15 protein-coding genes are annotated in these 17,305 nt (G+C 63.4%); 4 read left to right on the top strand and 11 right to left on the bottom strand.

What is annotated here, in order from left to right; genetic code table 11:
• Positions 1 to 2: 2 nt before the first annotated feature.
• The 3 genes from IRI77_RS27150 to IRI77_RS27140 all read left to right on the top strand — a co-directional run bounded on the left by IRI77_RS27150 (position 3) and on the right by IRI77_RS27140 (position 2,989).
• On the top strand, positions 3 to 1,268 hold the full coding sequence (locus IRI77_RS27150) for a cytochrome P450 (RefSeq protein WP_194448122.1): 1,266 nt from the start codon (positions 3 to 5) through the stop codon (positions 1,266 to 1,268).
• Positions 1,265 to 2,398 carry a GNAT family N-acetyltransferase gene (locus IRI77_RS27145; protein WP_194448121.1) on the top strand — a complete coding sequence of 378 codons (1,134 nt, stop codon included), beginning with the start codon at positions 1,265 to 1,267 and terminating at the stop codon, positions 2,396 to 2,398. The genes IRI77_RS27150 and IRI77_RS27145 overlap by 4 nt, the downstream gene beginning before the upstream one ends.
• Positions 2,399 to 2,761: 363 nt before the next feature.
• The gene (locus IRI77_RS27140) at positions 2,762 to 2,989 is read left to right on the top strand and encodes a hypothetical protein (RefSeq protein WP_194448120.1); all 228 of its coding nucleotides are present in this window, start codon (positions 2,762 to 2,764) and stop codon (positions 2,987 to 2,989) included.
• 192 nt (positions 2,990 to 3,181) lie between these two features.
• On the opposite strand, the gene IRI77_RS27135 is transcribed toward IRI77_RS27140, so the two are convergent.
• From IRI77_RS27135 to IRI77_RS27120, 4 genes are read right to left on the bottom strand one after another with little or no spacing between them, the layout of a single operon-like run.
• Positions 3,182 to 4,189 (bottom strand): Kelch repeat-containing protein, encoded by a 1,008-nt coding sequence (locus IRI77_RS27135; RefSeq protein WP_194448119.1) that lies wholly within the window; start codon positions 4,187 to 4,189, stop codon positions 3,182 to 3,184.
• Entirely contained in the window at positions 4,186 to 5,064 is an 879-nt protein-coding gene (locus IRI77_RS27130; RefSeq protein ID WP_194448118.1) for a dihydrodipicolinate synthase family protein, read from the bottom strand. Before IRI77_RS27130 ends, IRI77_RS27135 begins: the two co-directional genes overlap by 4 nt.
• A gap of 45 nt (positions 5,065 to 5,109) precedes the next feature.
• A complete protein-coding gene (locus IRI77_RS27125) occupies positions 5,110 to 6,354 on the bottom strand; it encodes a sialidase family protein (protein WP_194448117.1) in 1,245 nt (414 codons plus the stop codon).
• The gene (locus IRI77_RS27120; protein ID WP_194448116.1) at positions 6,344 to 9,361 is read right to left on the bottom strand and encodes a TonB-dependent receptor; all 3,018 of its coding nucleotides are present in this window, start codon (positions 9,359 to 9,361) and stop codon (positions 6,344 to 6,346) included. Before IRI77_RS27120 ends, IRI77_RS27125 begins: the two co-directional genes overlap by 11 nt.
• A gap of 164 nt (positions 9,362 to 9,525) precedes the next feature.
• Here IRI77_RS27120 and IRI77_RS27115 point away from each other — a divergent pair, with 164 nt between their 5' ends.
• Positions 9,526 to 10,224, top strand: a complete 699-nt coding sequence (locus tag IRI77_RS27115; protein ID WP_194448115.1) for a GntR family transcriptional regulator — start codon at positions 9,526 to 9,528, stop codon at positions 10,222 to 10,224.
• Positions 10,225 to 10,758: 534 nt separating this feature from the next.
• Here IRI77_RS27115 and groL read toward each other — a convergent pair.
• The 7 genes from groL to IRI77_RS27080 form a co-directional block, all read right to left on the bottom strand.
• Positions 10,759 to 12,345 (bottom strand): chaperonin GroEL, encoded by a 1,587-nt coding sequence (gene groL / locus IRI77_RS27110; RefSeq protein ID WP_194448114.1) that lies wholly within the window; start codon positions 12,343 to 12,345, stop codon positions 10,759 to 10,761.
• Positions 12,346 to 12,374: 29 nt separating this feature from the next.
• Complete coding sequence (locus tag IRI77_RS27105) at positions 12,375 to 12,692, bottom strand: co-chaperone GroES (protein ID WP_194448113.1); 318 nt, start codon at positions 12,690 to 12,692, stop codon at positions 12,375 to 12,377.
• Positions 12,693 to 12,731: 39 nt separating this feature from the next.
• Positions 12,732 to 13,139 carry a hypothetical protein gene (locus IRI77_RS27100; RefSeq protein WP_194448112.1) on the bottom strand — a complete coding sequence of 136 codons (408 nt, stop codon included), beginning with the start codon at positions 13,137 to 13,139 and terminating at the stop codon, positions 12,732 to 12,734.
• Positions 13,140 to 13,471: 332 nt separating this feature from the next.
• A complete protein-coding gene (locus tag IRI77_RS27095) occupies positions 13,472 to 14,167 on the bottom strand; it encodes a hypothetical protein (RefSeq protein WP_194448111.1) in 696 nt (231 codons plus the stop codon).
• The gene (locus IRI77_RS27090) at positions 14,160 to 14,606 is read right to left on the bottom strand and encodes a DUF6804 family protein (RefSeq protein ID WP_194448110.1); all 447 of its coding nucleotides are present in this window, start codon (positions 14,604 to 14,606) and stop codon (positions 14,160 to 14,162) included. Before IRI77_RS27090 ends, IRI77_RS27095 begins: the two co-directional genes overlap by 8 nt.
• Before the next feature lie 81 nt (positions 14,607 to 14,687).
• Entirely contained in the window at positions 14,688 to 15,467 is a 780-nt protein-coding gene (locus IRI77_RS27085; protein ID WP_194448109.1) for a slipin family protein, read from the bottom strand.
• A 76-nt stretch (positions 15,468 to 15,543) separates the two neighbouring features.
• Positions 15,544 to 17,277 carry an OmpA family protein gene (locus tag IRI77_RS27080; RefSeq protein WP_194448108.1) on the bottom strand — a complete coding sequence of 578 codons (1,734 nt, stop codon included), beginning with the start codon at positions 17,275 to 17,277 and terminating at the stop codon, positions 15,544 to 15,546.
• Positions 17,278 to 17,305 lie beyond the last annotated feature (28 nt).

Below are 17,305 nucleotides of genomic sequence, written 5' to 3'. Positions count from 1 at the left end.
ACATGGGTACCATCGCGGACGTCCGTCCCGCTGTCGATGACGCGGGCTTGAGCCTATATAATTTGCTGGACCCGGAGGTCCTGGACAATCCGTATCCGCTCTACGCGCGGCTGCGGAGCGAGGATCCGGTGCACTGGGATCCGTTCCTGCACGCCTGGGTCGTGACCCGCTATGACGATGTGGTGCAGGTGCTGCATAAGTTCATCGCCAACCGCACACCGACTCCGGAACTGCTGGAAGCAATGGGTGCTCCAGAGCTGAGCGAGATCGCGGAAGTGATGGTGAAGCAGATGCTGTTCATGGATGCGGCCGCGCACACACGCATCCGGCAACTGGCTTCGTATGCGTTCACACCCGCCAGGATCAAGGTGCTGCGCGACCACATTGAGTCGATCGCCGAGCGCCTGGTGTCGGAGATGGAGGCCAAGGGTTCGTTCGACCTGATCGGCGACTTCGCGGCTCCGCTGCCGGCCATCGTCACGGCGGAGATGCTGGGCGTCCCGACATCGGATTACCGGCAGTTGAAGGACTGGTCGTTCACGTTCTCTGAGATGCTGGGCAACTTCCAGCACAATCCGGACCGGTCGGAAGCCGTGCTGGAAGCACTGCGCGGCATGATCAAATACTTCCGCAACGCGATCGCGGTGCAGAAGGAGTATCCCACCGAAGGCCTGGTGCGCTCGTTCATGGATGCGGAAGCAGATGGCGATCGCTTCACCGAGGAAGAGATTGTCGCCAACTGCATCCTCACGATGGTCGGCGGCCTGGAAACGACCACGAACCTGATCGGCTCGGGGATCCTCACGCTGATGCGGCATCGCGACCAGTATGAGCGGCTGTGCCAGGATCCTTCACTGATTCCAGGGGCAGTGGAAGAGCTGCTGCGATTTGAGAGCCCCAGCCAGCACACCGCGCGCCTGGCGCCGGCGGACATCGAGATGGGGGGCAAGCTGATCAAGGAGCGGCAGGCGGTGATCGCCGTGATGGGCGCGGCCAATCGCGACCCCGAGCGGTTCCCAAATCCGGATGAGCTCGACTTCACGCGCAGCCCCAACCGGCACGTCGCCTTCGGCTGGGGCGCGCACTTCTGTTTCGGCGCCGCGTTGGCGCGCATGGAAGCCCACATCGCTTATGGTTTGCTGACTTCCCGTTTCCCCAACCTGCGGCGGGAGAACGACGCCCCCGTGGAATGGCGGGACAACCTGGGCCTGCGCGGACTCAAGGAACTGCGTATGAACTCGGGCAAGGAAGGCGGCCTGCCGGCATGATGTCCTCCACGGCGGGAGCGCCGTCGATGACCTCGATGCCGCTGTTGCGCGAAGCCACCCTGAATGACTACGAAGCGATTGTCGCGCTGGAGCAGGCCAATGGCTTGAAGCCGCGCAGCCGCGAGGAGTGGGCCCGGTTCTGGACGGAGAATCCACTCTATCCGGCGCTGTCCGGGGCGTGCCCCATCGGCTGGGTACTGGAAGACGAGGAGACGGGGCGCATTGTCGGCACGCTGAGCAATGTGCCGCTGCCGTATACGTTCCGGGGCCGCCACATCCTGGCCGCAACAGGACGAGGCTGGGCTGTGGATCCGGCCTACCGCGTCTTCGCGCCCTTGCTGCTGGATGAATACATCCACCAGAACGCCGATGTACTGCTGAGCACCACGGTGAACGGGCTGGCGGAGGCCTCGCACACGATCTGCGAACAGACACGAGTCCCGGTGGGTGATTGGGCCCGGGCTGCGTTTCGTGTCACAAACTACAACGGGTTTGCGAATGTTGCGTTGCGGCTTAAGAAGGTCCCTGGGGTGCTGAGTCCCCTGGCGGCTGTGGCCCTCTGGATCAAGGACCGGCTGGGCAAGGGAGCAGCGCTGCCCGCGAACCCCTCAGGCTGGACCGTCACGAGGAGCCGGGAGTTCAGCAAGGCCTTCGACGAATTCTGGATCGACCTGCAGAAGGCAAAAGCCGGCAAGCTGCTGGGCGTCCGCACGCAGTCCGTGCTGGAGTGGCATTTCGGGGCCAAGGCAAAGTCCGGAGGATTGCGGGTGCTGACGGCGAGCGGCAGCGATGGCCGCATGGCCGCTTACGCCGTGCTGGTGCGCAGCGACCATCAGGAATCGGGCCTGAAGCGGATGAGGGTCGCGGACTTCCAGAGCCTGGACCCAGGTTCGAATCCCGCACTGATCCGCGCGGCGGTAGAGGTCTGCCGTGAAGAGGGGGTCCACGCACTGGAACTTGTGGGCTGTGAACTGCCCGCGTTCGAGGAGTGGGAGGCGATCCTGCCTTACCGCCGGGCGCTGCCCGCCTGGTGCAATTTCTTCCACTCGAACGATCCGGTATTGATGGCCTCGCTCCACAATCCTGAAGCTTGGGAACCATCGAGCTTCGACGGCGACAGCTCGCTCTAAATCGGGTGCGGCGTGGTTTTCCCGGCGACGGCGAAAGGGGGGCCCCACGGTTCAGTGTTACCATTGGGCGTCGCGCTTGCAAGGAGCCTGTTCGGCAGATTGTGCTGAATTCCGGAACCGAGAGCGCCGTTGTCGCAGCGAAGATCAAAGCTAGTCGCGATCCGAACTTCGGCTTCAACGTCTCCACAGCGATGTACGAGGGAGTGGTGAAAGCGGAAGGGATCGAATCCCCAACCTGACGCGCACGGGCAATTTGTGCAGTCTTCCCTTCTCTCGCCGCCGATCCTTGTACGGAACATTCCGCCGCCCGCACCGATGCGGGCAGGGGCAGCAGGCAGGGCGCGGCAGCCGGAAAGGACACATATGACCAAGCAGTTGGTGAAACGCCACAAGCGCCAGGTGGCGCGAGCGAAGCAGAAGGTAAAGCTGTCTGAGCCCGACGTGCGCACGCCGGAACAGATCAAGGCGGCGAAAGAGGCTAGCGCGCCCGCCGGCGGCTGGAAGAGCGGACCGGGCGCGAATTACTCCGGCCCCTCGTCGCGCAGCCAGGGGAGCCAGGCATCCGACACCAGGTCGAAGGGTGATAGCTAAACGGCTGCTGCGGGCCGTCAAGAGCCTGTTCTCGACGCGTTGCCCGCACTGCGGTTCGATCGAGTATCGGAACGTCGGGGTCCGCAACGTGTTGGAACAGGCGTTTCTATGGTTGATGCAGCCGTGCCGCTGCGACTTCTGCGGACGCCACTATTTTCTGTTCCGGTGGCAACTGCCGATCGGCCGCCCGGCTTAGGGCCTGAACCCTTCGATGGACAGGACCCGGCCGGAGCGGTGGCCGGGACGGTCTTCGCCGCCCGGAATCACGATCCGATCCTGCCATACCACGGCGGACGTGGTGACCAGGCCCACGGGCAGGGCCGGGCCCTCCGTCCAGGCATCGCGCGCCGCGTCGTAGACCAGCGTGGTCCGGCTGAAGCCGGGGTGCCGCTCGCGCAACTCTGCAGCGCGGCCGTCCAGCGTGCCATCGTCGCCTCCAAAGATCGCCATCACCGTGGGGGAGATTGCCGCTGAAGGAGCGGCCACTACAGGCCGGGGTAGCGCCGCTACCGACTTCCAACCCTTGCCCGGCTCGTACCGCCAACCATCCATCAGGTAGCGTCGAGCTGGCTGGCCGTTTTCCCCTGGGCGCAGTTCCGCTCCGCCAAAGACATAGAGCGAAGCTCCAAGCGCGCTGAAGACCGGAAGGACTCGCCCGGCGGCGGGAATCGGCTCCAACTCCATCCAACCCTTTTTGGGATCGGACAGGTCGAGCACGAGCAGGCTGGCGGACGCCGCCGTGGCTGTTGCCTGGCCACCCAGCACATACAGCCGGGATCCACTCAACGCGCAGGCATGCTGCGTGAGCGGGCGAGGCAGGGCCGGGGCAGTGTCGATCGTGGGCCGGCCAGCCTGCCACTCGATGCGGAGCACGCTCGCGATCGCCCCTTCGGCAGTCGCCCCACCCACCACATAGACAGCTTCGCCATAGCTGACCGCGCAGGCGTAGGCACGCGGGCCCCCTATCGAAAAGGTGCGCCAGGAGGTTTCGCCGGGGACGAGCACATGGAGCGGATCCAGCCATTCCTTGGAGCCGCCGTCATAGGGCGGGCGGTCGAAACGGCTGCCGCCCACCACCAGCAGGGCTCCATGACTGACGCCGGCGGTCTGCCCACCCAGCGCCTGGGGCAAGGCGGGCAGGTCGTGCCAGTCCGCCGGCGCGGCTACACTCAACGTCCAGAGAAGCGCCACTGCCTTCATACCTTCGGCAGACCTGGAAGAGCTTCCAGCGCTGCAATGAGCCGGGCGTCTTCCTGGGCCGTGAGGGGCATGCGCGGCGCCAGGGCCGGTCCGCAGCGCAGCCCCTGCCAATCCAGCGTGCGCTTCAGCGCGGGCATGAAGGGGAACGAAACCAGGACGCGGATGAGGTCGTTGATGCGGTCCTGCAGTTCGCGCGCCGCGGCCCAGCGGCCTTCCTGCGAGAGGTCGTAGAGTTTGACGAACCACTCCGGCACGATGTTGTAGATGGAGCCAATGCCACCGCAGGCGCCCATCAGGAAGCCGGCTACCAGCATCTCGTCGCGGCCATGGAAGACGGTCTTGCCCTGGCGCACGAGCAGCGAAAGGGTAAACAGGTCGTAGTCAGTGAACTTGAGGCCGACGATACCCGGCAGCGCGCAGAGCTGTTGCAGTTCGTTTAGGCTCATCGTGCCGCCGGCCTGGGCCGGGAAGTAGTAAGCGAGGAACGGCAGCGCGGTGACGGCAGCCAGGGCGCGATAGTGCGCCAGAGTCTCGGGGAACGATGTGTTCTGCGGGCGCAGGCAACTGATGGCGGCGGCGCCGTGCTGCTCGGCGTGGCGCGCCAGTTCCTGAGATTCGCGGGGCGACCAGGCGCCGACGTGCACGATCATCTGACGTCCGGAAGGCGTGTGGTCCGCGGCGATCTCGACGATGCGGCGGCGTGTGGCGGCGTCCAGCAATTGTCCTTCGCCCGTGCTGCCACAGACGTAGACGCCATGGCAGCCGGCTCCATAGACGTGGGCCAGCAGCTTCTCCAGCGCGGACACATCCAGGGTGAGGTCGTCGTGAAGCGGGGTAACCAGGGCGGGCAAAATGCCCTTTAAGGGGAGGTTCATTGTGATTTCGATTCTTAGCTCGGGCGGCGGCTGAGCCCCGTCCAATTATTTCGCGGCCTCGATCCATTCGGCATGCAGCCGCGCCAACCGGAGCAGACGCGCGCCGGCTGGGGTTGTCACCTCGTAGAGGCAGAGGATGGTGCCGTCCGGCAGCGCGGCGAGATCGGAGTAGGCCGAAGGGCCTGGCTCCAGCACACGCGAAGCACTCCACGTGGCGCCTTCATCCTTGCTCAGGCGCAGCGTGAGGTTGCGGCGGTCTTTCCCGGGCAGCGGCTTCCTATCTGCCCTTGTCACGCTGTCGGGGTTCGAGAACACGAACAGTGGCCGCCGCTTGCCGCTCTGCAGGCGCAGGAGACCGGCGGCGCAGATGGGATCAGTGAGCGTTTCGTCGAAGCGAGGCTCGGACCAGTGCGAGATTCCGTCGGGACTGGTGGAAATGGTGCGCCGATTGCGCGGGGCGCCGGTACGGATGTTCATCATGACGCTGCCATCCTGCCGCTCCACGAGAACGGTTTCGTTCGCGTTGGGGAACTCGGGGCGTCCGGCCACGGCGAGTTGGCCGGCGTGCCAGGTGCGGCCGTGATCGTCGCTGTAGATGGTTGTGTTGACGGAGGGACCGTGCCCGTTGCCCTCCGTACCAAGTGCGATCCACACCGGCACGATCAGGCGGCCGCGCTTCAGTTCCAGGCCGTGGCCCGGTCCGGTCGCGACGGCTCGCCAGGCGTACTGCTGGCGAAGCGGCTCCAGCGCGGCAGTGATTTCGACCGGAGTCGAGAACGTCCGGCCATCGTCGTCGCTGCGTGTATAGAACACGCGCATGTACTCGACGCAGAAGAGCAGATGAACCTTCCCGTCACGCGTGGCGATGGCTGCGGGATTGTTGTAGGTCCGCCACTCCGGCTGGCCTTGCTTGCGCTCGATCGCCACGGGGTTGCGTTCCGGCGGACCCGGCACGTGCGGCAGGGTCTGCGGAGGGCTGAAGGTCCGGCCGCCATCGGTGGAACGGCGCAGGACCAGATCGATGTCGTCCCAGTCGCTGCCCTTATAGCGGCGCGCTTCCGCATAGGCGAGAACCGTGCCTTTGCGCGTCACCACGACGCCCGGGATCCGGTAGAGAGCGTAGCCGCCCTGCCCTGCTTCGAACAGGTCGGTATACTCGGGCTCCGGCGTGGCGGCGGAAGCGAAGGGAGCGAGGCCGGCCGCGCCGAGGGCGGTGAGGAGAGACCGCCGGGTAGTGGCGGGCGCGCCACCCGTCAGCGCGCCCTGGGAGGAGATGGATTTAAAAGACATACTTCAATGCGACCTGATAGAGGCGCTGCGAGCCCGCTCCGGTGATGAGGCCGAAGGTGGCGCTGTTGAGCGTCGTATTCGGATTTCCCAGTGTAGTGTGGTTCAGGGTATTGAAGGACTCCAGGCGGACGGTGAGGCGCTGCGCTTCCGTCAGTTGGAATGTCTTGTGCAGGCCGGAGTCCATGGTGAAAGCCGAAGGGCCACGCAGGGCGTAGTAGCCCAGGTTGCCGTAGCGCTTCTCTGCCTTGGGTCCAGTGATGCTGAACGCGGCGGCGTTCAACCAGACCTGCGTGTCGTGGCTGCCAATGTAGGGATCGACGCCCGCCACCACGTCGGGCCGCTGGCCGGCGCTGCGCCCGCTGCCGACAAAGTCGTTGCCCGAGGTCAGGTTCAACGGGAGGCCGGAGCGCCAGCCGATGATGGAGCGCAAGGTCCAGCCGCTGAGCGCGCCGCGCAGGTAGCGATTCTGCAGACGAGTGCCGCCGGGAATCGAGTAGCTGAAGATGTTGCGGAAGACCCGCTTGGAGAGGCCCTGCAACGGTCCGGTGGAACCGGCGATGTTGAGCGGATCCTGCAGGCCGCCACCGGTGAAGGTGATGGTGTCGTCCGGAGCGTAGTAGCCGCGGCCGTCGGCCAGCGTGAAGTACGCGTCGTAGTTCAGGCCGTGCCACAGCTTCTGGTTCGCGGAGAGTTCCAGGGAGTTGTAGCTGATGTTGGCCGCGTTCTCCTCGAAGTTCACCTGGCCCAGGCTCGTGACCGGGCGCGTGCCGGTGGCCGGATTCACAAGATTCAGAGGCCGCACGGAGATCAGCTTGAGCGTACGTTGGCCGACGTAGGCAGCCTGTAGGGCGAGAGTCTTCGTGACCTGCCGTTGAACCGCAAGATTCCACATGCCGACGTAAGTGTCGCGACGGTTGTAGTCGGCGACGCTGCGCGAGAGCTTCATGCTGGGCGGCAGCAGGTCCGGATTGTTCTGGATGAGCGTCTGGAACGCGATGGCATTAGGGTAGATCAGGTAAGAGGCGGGCACATCCGCCGCGGCGAAGCTGGACACGCCGGAGAGCTTGGGACTGATGAACGCCATGTCGTAGTAGTGGATCGCCTGCGGCATGATGTAGCTGACCGCGCCGCCGGCACGCACGACGGTGCGCTGCGCGGCATCGGGGGTCCAAACGATACCCACACGCGGGCCGAAGTCGTTGCGATCGGAAGCGAACATCGGCTCCTGCGCGGCATTGTAGGCGCCATAGGGATCGGAGCTATTGACATTGAAGCCGCCGCGCAGCGGGGGCGAGTACTCGTAGCGAACACCGAGGTTCACCTGGAGCTTGGGCGACAGCCTCCAGTCGTCCTGAATATAGAAGCCGGTGTTGAGAGTCCTTAGTCCCTTGCTGGTTGTGAATGAGAGACCTACGGAGACGGGGCGTTGGGCAATGATGTCGGCCGTGGTTGTGTAGCTGTACGACGGCGGACCGCCCTGGTAGCGGACGCTGCGCACTTCGCGCAGATCCACGCCCATCTTGATGGAGTGGCGGCCACGCAGGATGGTGAAGTTGTCGGCCACGGAGTAAGTGGTCGGCAGGAAATGGATGAAGTTCGACATCGAGGCGTTAATACCCTGCACGCTGATGTACGCGGGGATCTTCTCGTAGTTCGCCGGATTGCGAAACAGGTCGACACGGTTGAAGCCCAGGCGGAGCTCATTCAGCATGGCCGAGCCCAGGTTCATCGTATGCTCCACCACCGCGTTCTGGTAGCGCATGGGGTAAGTAGTGGGCATGGTGGGCGACAGGCTGGGGGTGGCGTAGTCCTGATTGTTGTAGCTGTGCCGGACGGCCAGGCGCTGCTGGCCCAGTAAGACGTCGACGCGCGTCAGGAAGGTCTGCTCGTCGTTGGTGGAGCGATCGTTCCGCACGTGCTGGCCGATGAGTGGATTCGAGGTCGCGTTGGTGGGCGCGGGCAGGATGGTCGTCAGGGTGTTTCGGATCTCCGGTGTCAACTGCACCAGCAGCGCCTCAGTAGGCACGTTGCCGGTGACCTGCGACTGGCGGCGGACCTTGGCGCCCTCGTAGTTGAAGAAGAAGAACACCTTGTCGCGCTTGATGGGGCCCGCGACGTTGCCGCCGAACTGGTTCCAGCGGAGAGGCGACTTGCCGAGGTTGTTCTTGTTCGAGAAGAAGTCGTTGGCATTCAGCTTGTCGTTGCGGAAGAACTCGAAGAGCGTTCCGTGCCAGTCGTTGGAGCCGGAGCGCGTGGTGATGTTCAGCACGCCGCCCCCGGCCCGGCCATACTCGGCCGAAGAAGCGCTGGCTGTGGATTTGAACTCCTGGATCGCCTCCACGCTGACGGTGTTGATGAGCGTGCCTCCGCCGCCGGCCGATTGGAAGCTGGCCGCGCCGTTGACCTCGCCAAAGGACATGTCGACGCCATCCAGCATCATATTAGTGCCCAGCGCGGTCGAACCGTGGAACGAGATGCCGCCGCGCCCGCCTGCTCCACTGGAAGGCGAGGAGACCACGCCGGCCTGCAGGCTCACCAGTTCCTGGAAGTTGCGGCCGTTCAGGGGCAGCTCGTCGGCACGGGTGCGGGTCATGACGACACCCAGGTCTGTCGTCGTTGTATTGATCTGCGGAGCCGTGGCGCTGACATCGATCTTCTCGCTGACCGCGCCGACGGTGAGAGCGAGATCGATGCGCGGACGGGTTCCGGTGGAGAGCGTGAAGACTTCGCCCTGCACGACGTTGAAACCCTGAGCCTCGGCGCGGATCCGGTAAGGTCCGGCCGCCAGCAGGGGGAACTCGTAGTAGCCCTCTGTGTTGGTGGCCACGAAGCGCTCTTCGTTCGTGTCCTGATTGTGCGCCACGACCCGGACCCCTGGGACAGGCGCGGCGCTGGGGTCGCGCACAGTGCCCACAATCGATCCGCCGCCAATCTGTGCCGGGGCCAAACCGGCCAACCAAAGGCCAAGAACCAGCGCCAGGGCAGCGCTGCCAGCCCGTGCTCGCATTCCGAACTGCATGGTCATCTCCTTCGTGGCGGGCGGCGCTCCCAACGCGGTAGGCTGCCGCAGCAAGGCCACTTGTCTAAATTATCGATAATGAAATCGATAAGTCAAACGAAAATTGCATCGATCGTTGAATCGGGCGGGTTCTGTGTGGTAGCCTCGTCCCCGTGACCGGTACTGCCAAGGCCTCGTCGCGGGTCTCCGAAGTAGCTCGCCAATTGAGGGAATCGATCTTCGAGGGCAAGCTCGCCCCAGGTGCGCCCCTGCGGGAACTCACGCTGGCGCGGGAGCTTCAGGTGAGCCAGGCAACGGTGCGGGAAGCCCTGCAACGCCTGGAGCATGCCGGGCTGGTCACGCGGCGCCGCAATCTGGGCACCTCAGTGACGCGGTTGTCCCCAAAAGACGTTCGGGAACGGCTTGGCTTGCGGGCCTTGCTGGAAGTTCTGGCGGCGCGTTCCGCGGCGGAACGCATGACGGCGGCGGATTTCGAGGAATTGGAGCGGCGGCTCAACGTCCTGGGCGATAGCGTCGAATCGGACCGTTACTACGAGGCCGCGCAAGCCGACCTGGAGTTCCATCGCTACATCTGGCAGTGCTCAGGGAACGACACACTGTGCGGCCTGCTGGAACTGGTGACGGTTCCACTCTTCGCCTTCATCAGCATCATGCGCAGCCATGGCTTACACAAGCTGCATGCCGTGGTGGCGAGCCACACACCGCTGATCGAAGCGTTGCGGAGCAAGGACACAGCGCGCATCAGCGAGGCGTTCCAGCGTGGCGCCACCGCCTCCTACGAACCATTCCTGCAGGATGAGAGCCCGCGTGTATCCGCTGAACTGTTCGGCTTTCTGGCCACTACGCGCTGAGCGCCATGCTACAGGCCGGGTGCCCTGCCTCGCCACGGGCTCACCTCCGCCAGCGCCTATCCCACGGCCTGCGGACTAAGCGGCGCCACCAACCGGCAGTTGCCACCGGAACAGGAAGTAGTGGCGGCCGCAGAAATCACACCGGCAAGGCTGGAGCAGCCAGAGAACGGCCTGCTCCAGGAAATTGCGAACGCCAACGCTCCGGTACTCGATGGATCCGCAATGCGGACAACGAGTGGAGAAGAGACTCTTCAAGCTGCGGAGCATGGCTTCAGCTCCCACCTGTCGAGCGCGGGTCAGTGGCTTGGCCCGCCTGGCTCCGGGAAGAATGGCCGGCGTAGCCCGCACTTGGGCCGCTACGCCAGCCGCCGGCGGGAGCACTTGCTTCCCGCGCGGCCTTAATCTGTTCCGGCGTCCGCACGTCGGGCTCGGAAAGTCTGACCTTCGCCTTCGCACGCGCGACCTGGCGCTTGTGCCGTTTATCCAGTTGTTTGCTCAACGTCTTCCTTCCCTTCCCGGCTCGTGCCTCAGTTCCTAAACTTCGGGTTCGTCCACCACAGAGCAGATCATCGCTTCCGTCGTCAGCATAAGAGAGGCGATGGAGGCCGCGTTCTGCAAAGCGGACCGCGTCACTTTGGTCGGATCGATCACGCCGGCCTTCACGAGATCCTCGTAGACCTCCGTGGAGGCGTTGAACCCGTAGTGGGGATCGTCGCTATCCATGATCTTCGCGGCCACGACGGCGCCTTCGGTCCCGCAGTTCAACACAATCTGCCGGACAGGCTCTTCGCAGGCGCGACGCACGATGGTGACACCGAACTGCTCGTCATCTTCCAGCTTGAGGGTCCGCAGGACGATGGACGCGCGCAGCAGCGCAACTCCGCCGCCAGGCACGATGCCTTCCTCAACGGCCGCCCGCGTGGCATGGAGTGCATCCTCGACACGGGCCTTCTTCTCTTTCATCTCGGTTTCGGTCGCAGCGCCAACCTTGATGATGGCTACGCCGCCCGCCAGTTTGGCGAGGCGTTCCTGCAGCTTTTCGCGATCGTAGTCCGAAGTGGTGTCTTCAATCTGGGTGCGGAGCTGCTTGATGCGGCCCTCGATGCTCTGCTGCACGCCCCCGCCGTCGATGATCGTCGTGGTGTCCTTGTCGACCGTGACACGCTTGGCGCGGCCCAGGTCCTCCAGGCGGACGCTCTCGAGGGTGATGCCGGTCTCTTCCATGATGGCTTTCCCACCGGTAAGGATCGAGATATCCTCGAGCATCGCCTTGCGGCGATCGCCAAACCCGGGCGCCTTCACAGCGCAGACATTGAGCGTGCCGCGCAACTTGTTGACCACGAGCGTCGCCAGGGCTTCGCCTTCGACATCTTCTGATAGAAGCAGCAGCGGCTTGCCCGCGCGGGCAATCTGCTCCAGCAGCGGAAGAATGTCCTTCATGCTGCTGATCTTCTTCTCGTGGATCAGGATGTACGGCTCCTCGAGCACGCACTCCATGCGCTCCGGATCGCTGACGAAGTAGGGGGAGAGGTAACCGCGGTCGAATTGCATGCCATCCACCGTCTGCAACTCGGTGGTCATGGTCTTCGACTCTTCCACGGTGATCACGCCATCCTTGCCGACCTTGGCCATGGCTTCGGCAATGACGTCGCCGATGGTGGAGTCGCTATTGGCGGAAATCCGGCCCACCTGGGCGATCATGTCGCCGGAGACGGGCTTGGAGAGCTTCTGCAGCTCTTCCACAACAAGAGCGACCGACTTGTCGATGCCGCGCTTGACAGCCATCGGGTTGGCTCCGGCGGCTACTGCCTTGACGCCTTCGCGGAAGATCGCCTGGGCAAGAATGGTAGCAGTCGTTGTGCCGTCACCGGCCACGTCGGAAGTCTTGGACGCCACTTCACGCACCATCTGGGCGCCCATGTTCTCCAACGGGTCTTTCAGTTCGATCTCCTTCGCGACGGTCACGCCATCCTTGGTGATCGTCGGTCCGCCGAACTTCTTCTCGAGAACGACATTGCGTCCGCGCGGTCCCAGCGTGACTTTCACTGCCTCGGCGAGCTGGTTCACCCCCCGCAGAATTGCCTGGCGGGAGTGGTCGCTGTAAATGATCTGCTTGGCCATGGGTATTTTCCTCTTGAATGTGTCGAGACCTATTTGGTCTTCGTTGCGGCCGGTGCGTCGGGTGACAGGACGGCTAGAACCTCATCCTCGCGGATGATGATGTAGTCTGTGCCGGAGAGGCGGGTTTCGTTGCCGGAGTACTTGCCGAAGAGAACGCGGTCGCCGACTTTGACGTCGAGCGGCACGAGCTTGCCATCCTCCAGCCGTTTGCCGTGACCAACGGCCAGCACTTCCCCTTCCTGGGGCTTTTCCTTCGCGGAGTCCGGAATGATGATCCCGTTGCGCGAGGTTTCGGTCTCCTCGATGCGTTTCAGTACGATGCGATCGTATAAGGGTCTGAGGTTCATGATGTTGTTCACTTCTCTCTGTTCAGCGGTTCGTCCGTCTCACCGGGGACGTGCCGGCCTGTTGCGCTTGATCGCCTGGTAGCGTTCGTCGTGAAAGATCAACTGGCGAACCTGATCACCGATCTCCTGCCAGTCGTGGATGAAGTAGCCGGCCTGCCGCCGGTTCAACACCTCGTTGCGCTTGTCTGTCAGAATTTCGAGGATCGTCTCCGTATCAGCCCGGCTGCCTGCGCTCTGCTTCTCCGCGACCAGGCGGAACGCGGAAGCCACCCGGTCGAAATCAGCTTTCACCAGGCTTCTGATTCGTTCCGCCCACTCGACCTGCGCGACACTGCCGGTTAGGACAACCTGTGTAGAATCGCCGGTGGAGACGGGTGCGCCGCCGTCGTCCTCCCAGGTCTCGATGGCTCGCTGGAAGAAGCCGCTCATCACAGATCCGTCTGCCACTTCCGTGCCCTCCTACCTTTCGCCTGCTTGACCCGCCCGGCGAGCTCTGACTCGCAGTGCAAGTGCGATTGGCGGAGGCTGGCACTGGAAGACCCGGCCGGGCTCGCAGCGGCGCCACCCAAACCGGGCTATGGGCCCGAACACCGTCAAGGCTGCCTGAAGGATCCGCTCCGGATGGATCCGTGTCCGCTGGAAGAGACTCCGGGACACCATAAGGCCGGGAAGCCGGCGCTGGCCCTTCCTCGGTGATTCCCGGAATGAGCGGACTGGCAGAGTTTGTGCTCATCGTGCTCGTATTTCGATTGCGTTCCATCCATGCAGGGCAACAACGGCTAAGGCTTGAACTTCGGTTTGTTCACCAGCCTGGCCTTCTCGAGCTTGGCACGTTCTGTCGCCTCGTCCTTGATTTTCTGATCGGCCTCCCGTTGGGGAGCTTCCTTGTCGTCGAGTTTGGCCGCTTCCAGTGCCGCGAGCCGGGCGGGCTCCTCTAACCGTTTGAGAACTCCGGTCAGCTTGTAGGTTGGGCCAAAAGACGACCGGATCAGCTCGAATCGATAGTCCGAGTCCTCCCAACGCGCAAGGTACTCTTCCTGGTCACCGTAAGTGGCGGCAGCCTGCTTGGCGACCGAGGTCGGCTTCAACGCTTCGCCAAACTTCACGCTGAACGAATCCACCATGTCCTTGGACGTCAAGCCCTCGGTTTCATACCTGTCATAGTTCACGAAGATCCGGAACAGCTCGCCGTTGTAGAACGTGAACGCAATGTCCTGCGCCGGCTCCGGTTGAGTGCTGGAACTGAGTGATTGGGGACGCCACTCCAATAGCTGGACCAGCGCCGGGCGCCGGTGTACGATCTTCACGTCGACCGGATTGGCGCCAGTCTGTTTGACGATCGTGGACACATCGGACCCAAGCTGAAAATTCCGGAACCTCGATACTTCGCCCGCGGAGGCCGACGGCGCCAAGATGGCGAACAGCAGCGATGAAGCCAGGACCGCGACGGATCCAACTGGACACGTCCTAAGCATTTTGGGTTCTCCTCGCTGCAAGCTTCGATAAAGAAAGACCGAATGGCAGTACGCTGAGCAGCACCACCACACGCTGCCATTCTCCGGTGAAGTCGAGCACGGGCAGGATCGGGTTGAACAGCCCGACCACCAACGCAAATACGACAACCATGGCGTAGCGCCGCAGGCGGAAGGATTGAAAAGCGGCGGTCACCGCCCCGATGCACACCAGGAACCGGACCACGACTTCGTAAGGCGGCAGTCTGGACCAGAGCGCCACCGCGGCCAGCAATGCCGCGATGGAAACCCAATACATGGCCTTACTCTGCGCCCGGTTCGCTTCACGATCCTGGTATTGCCCCTTGGCCTCCCACTTGCGCCACATCACCTGATTCAGTGCCACGGTCTCCGGGACTACCCAGTTCGGCGGGGTTTCCTTCAATTCCGTTGATGTAGACATCTCAGACTTCCTCTTTCGCCGCTCCTGTTTGAGCGGGCCAGTCCTTTTCGTCCCTTACCACGCACGCGCGGGCGGCTGCCTTCAGGCAGATGCCGCAACCGGTGTCTTCGAACCGGTCATCACCTGGGTAATGGAGGTGATCAGGTCAATGGGCAGCGGGAAGACGATGGTCGTATTGTGCTCCGCGCCGATTTCCACCAGCGTCTGCAGGTACCGCAGTTGGATCGCTGCCGGCTGCTGCTGGATGACCGCCGCGGCCATGGCCAGCTTCTCGGCTGCGAGGTACTCGCCCTCGGCATGGATGACTTTCGCGCGGCGCTCGCGTTCCGCTTCGGCCTGCCGTGCGATAGCGCGGATCATCTGCTCGGCCAGTTCCACCTGCTTGACCTCCACCAGGGTCACCTTCATGCCCCAGGAGGCCGTGTGCTGGTCGAGAATCGACTGAAGACGCAAATTCAACTTGCCGCGCTGGCTCAGCAGTTCGTCCAGTTCCGCCTCGCCCAGGACACTGCGCAGCGTGGTCTGTGCCAGTTGAGAGGTGGCGTAGAGGAAGTTGGACACCTCCAGCACCGCCAGTCGGGGATCCACCACACGGAAGAAGATGACCGCGTTTACCTTCACCGTCACGTTGTCCCGTGTCACTACATCCTGAGCTGGCACCTCCAAAGCCTCGATACGAAGCGACAGACGTACCATGCGGTCGATCGGCGCAAAAACAAGAACGATGCCCGGCCCCTTGGCCTGCGCCAGGACACGCCCCAACCGGAACACCACGCCCCGCTCGTATTCCCTGAGTACCTTGATGGAGGCCAACAGATACAAAGCTACGAAGACCGGGATGACGATCCAGATATCTATCATGAGAAATTCTCCCAAACGCCCTTGGAGACCCTGGCGGCGGGAGCCATGGAGGCCCCCGCATTGCACCGGGTCGTTACTACCTCGCAGCGATCGGTGACCCGATTTGGGTGCCGATCACTTCGCCGGAGATCACAAGCTCAACGCGGCGGTTCTGTTGCCGCCCCTGCGCTGTGTCATTGGTGGCGACGGGCTGGGTCTTGCCGAAACCCTTGGTCGAAACCGAGGTATCCGGCATGCCCTGCGACATCAGGTAGTCGCGGACAGAAGTCCCGCGATGCTCCGAGAGCGTCTGGTTGTACTCATCGCCGCCAACGCTATCGGTGTGGCCTTCCACATCCAGCCTCAGGCCCGGATGGCCGGCTACGATGCCGGCGACGCGTGCGAGCTTCTCACGAGCGATAGGCCGCAAGGTGAACTTGGCGGTATCGAACAGGACGTCCGACATGTTCACGATAAGGCCGCGCGCCGTGTCTCGTGTCTGGAGGATTACGTTAAACTGCTTCAGCAGTTCGATCCGCAATTCGGCCTTCTCCGCCTCCAACTGCGCCTTCTGCTTGGCGACCTTGTCCAGTTCCAGCTGGGCGGCAGCCCGCTGGGCGTCATTATCCAACCGGAGCCGGTCGGCTTCGGCTTTCGCTGCTGCTTCCCGCGCGTCGCTCTCGGCGCGGAGCCGTTCAGACTGAGCGGCAGCGGCGGCGGCCTGAACTTCGTTCGCGCGCTTGATGCGATCGGCTTCCATGGCCGCGGATAATGCCTGCTCGTTCTTCTCCGCCGTCAGCCGGCCGGTTTTCGCATCTGCCTTGAGCTTCGCTGCTTCGGCGTCGCGGGTTGCCCGATCGGCATCAGCCTGAGCACGGATGCGGGCGGCTTCCGCTTCGCGAGTGACACGATCGGCCTCAGCCTGGGCAGCCATTTTTCCGCTCACCGCCGCGGCTTCCCGCTCTGATGCGCGTTGGCGTTCGGCGGCCAGCGCCTCTTCATCCTGGCGTTTCACCGCGATCGCGCGGGCATCTTCGGCGGTTTGGACTGCTTCGCGGGCCGTCATGGTAACCGGCTTGCTGCCGGCCTTCCTGGCCTGGTAAGCCTCGGCTTGCGCCAGACTCTTCTCAGCCTTCTGGAAGCTCTCCGTGGCAAACTTGTCCGCGCCGACGGCACGGGCGATCTGCACTGCATTGCGAGCTTCATACAGCTCCAGCGGCTGCTTGGTGTCGAGCTTCAACTGAAGTGGATTCGAGAGCCGCTGATACTGTCCGCGCTGAAGGAGTTCATATTTGGCGTCGATCTCTTCGATCTTGCCCTTCGTATCGGGACGCACCACGTTCTCCATCACGATGAGGTCGCTGGGCCGGGTGACGGCGAAGTAGGGCTCGGCCGTAACGACCAGGCCAAACACCTGGAGTTCCGTCGTCACGTTGAGTTTGCTTCTCGTCCCGTTCAGCAGGATCTCACCGAGGTTGGACGTGCGGCCCTCCGGAGTGATGGCCCACAGCACATAAGTGAGATACTCCGAGCCGTGGGTGTTGGCGGGCTGCAAATTGTCGAATTCTACTTCGATTTCGATGTAGCCCTGCTTGCTTTCCACCTTGGCTTCGCCATGGGCGCTAGCCATAAGCTCTGTGCCGCGGAAATCGATCTTTGTGGCACCGCTCCGATGGCGGTAGTTGATGGCTTTCGCCGTCCGCGCTGTGACTGTCACGCGGTAGATGGGTGTGGAGCCGGCGGCCATGACGGCCGCATTCTCGCCTTGCTGCTGCGGCTGCTGTGCCGACAGAACACCGCAAACCATGAGGAATGCGCCGATCATTTTCATTTGTGTTACCTGACGATCCTTCTTCAGA

The sequence above is a fragment of the Paludibaculum fermentans genome, from assembly GCF_015277775.1.
Classification (GTDB): Bacteria; Acidobacteriota; Terriglobia; order Bryobacterales; family Bryobacteraceae; genus Paludibaculum; species Paludibaculum fermentans.
The sequence above is the reverse complement of the archived record's forward strand: the minus strand, read 5'-3'. Positions and strand labels throughout refer to the sequence as shown.

What these genes read in the sequence shown, in the direction of transcription:
- IRI77_RS27130 (WP_194448118.1), bottom strand. Translation starts at nt 5,064, where the DNA reads ATGAACCTCCCCTTAAAGGGCATTTTGCCCGCCCTGGTTACCCCGCTT.
- IRI77_RS27085 (WP_194448109.1), bottom strand. Translation starts at nt 15,467, where the DNA reads ATGATAGATATCTGGATCGTCATCCCGGTCTTCGTAGCTTTGTATCTG.
- IRI77_RS27095 (WP_194448111.1), bottom strand. Translation starts at nt 14,167, where the DNA reads ATGCTTAGGACGTGTCCAGTTGGATCCGTCGCGGTCCTGGCTTCATCG.
- IRI77_RS27145 (WP_194448121.1), top strand. Translation starts at nt 1,265, where the DNA reads ATGATGTCCTCCACGGCGGGAGCGCCGTCGATGACCTCGATGCCGCTG.
- IRI77_RS27140 (WP_194448120.1), top strand. Translation starts at nt 2,762, where the DNA reads ATGACCAAGCAGTTGGTGAAACGCCACAAGCGCCAGGTGGCGCGAGCG.
- IRI77_RS27125 (WP_194448117.1), bottom strand. Translation starts at nt 6,354, where the DNA reads ATGTCTTTTAAATCCATCTCCTCCCAGGGCGCGCTGACGGGTGGCGCG.
- IRI77_RS27105 (WP_194448113.1), bottom strand. Translation starts at nt 12,692, where the DNA reads ATGAACCTCAGACCCTTATACGATCGCATCGTACTGAAACGCATCGAG.
- groL (WP_194448114.1), bottom strand. Translation starts at nt 12,345, where the DNA reads ATGGCCAAGCAGATCATTTACAGCGACCACTCCCGCCAGGCAATTCTG.
- IRI77_RS27090 (WP_194448110.1), bottom strand. Translation starts at nt 14,606, where the DNA reads ATGTCTACATCAACGGAATTGAAGGAAACCCCGCCGAACTGGGTAGTC.
- IRI77_RS27120 (WP_194448116.1), bottom strand. Translation starts at nt 9,361, where the DNA reads ATGCGAGCACGGGCTGGCAGCGCTGCCCTGGCGCTGGTTCTTGGCCTT.
- IRI77_RS27150 (WP_194448122.1), top strand. Translation starts at nt 3, where the DNA reads ATGGGTACCATCGCGGACGTCCGTCCCGCTGTCGATGACGCGGGCTTG.
- IRI77_RS27135 (WP_194448119.1), bottom strand. Translation starts at nt 4,189, where the DNA reads ATGAAGGCAGTGGCGCTTCTCTGGACGTTGAGTGTAGCCGCGCCGGCG.
- IRI77_RS27080 (WP_194448108.1), bottom strand. Translation starts at nt 17,277, where the DNA reads ATGAAAATGATCGGCGCATTCCTCATGGTTTGCGGTGTTCTGTCGGCA.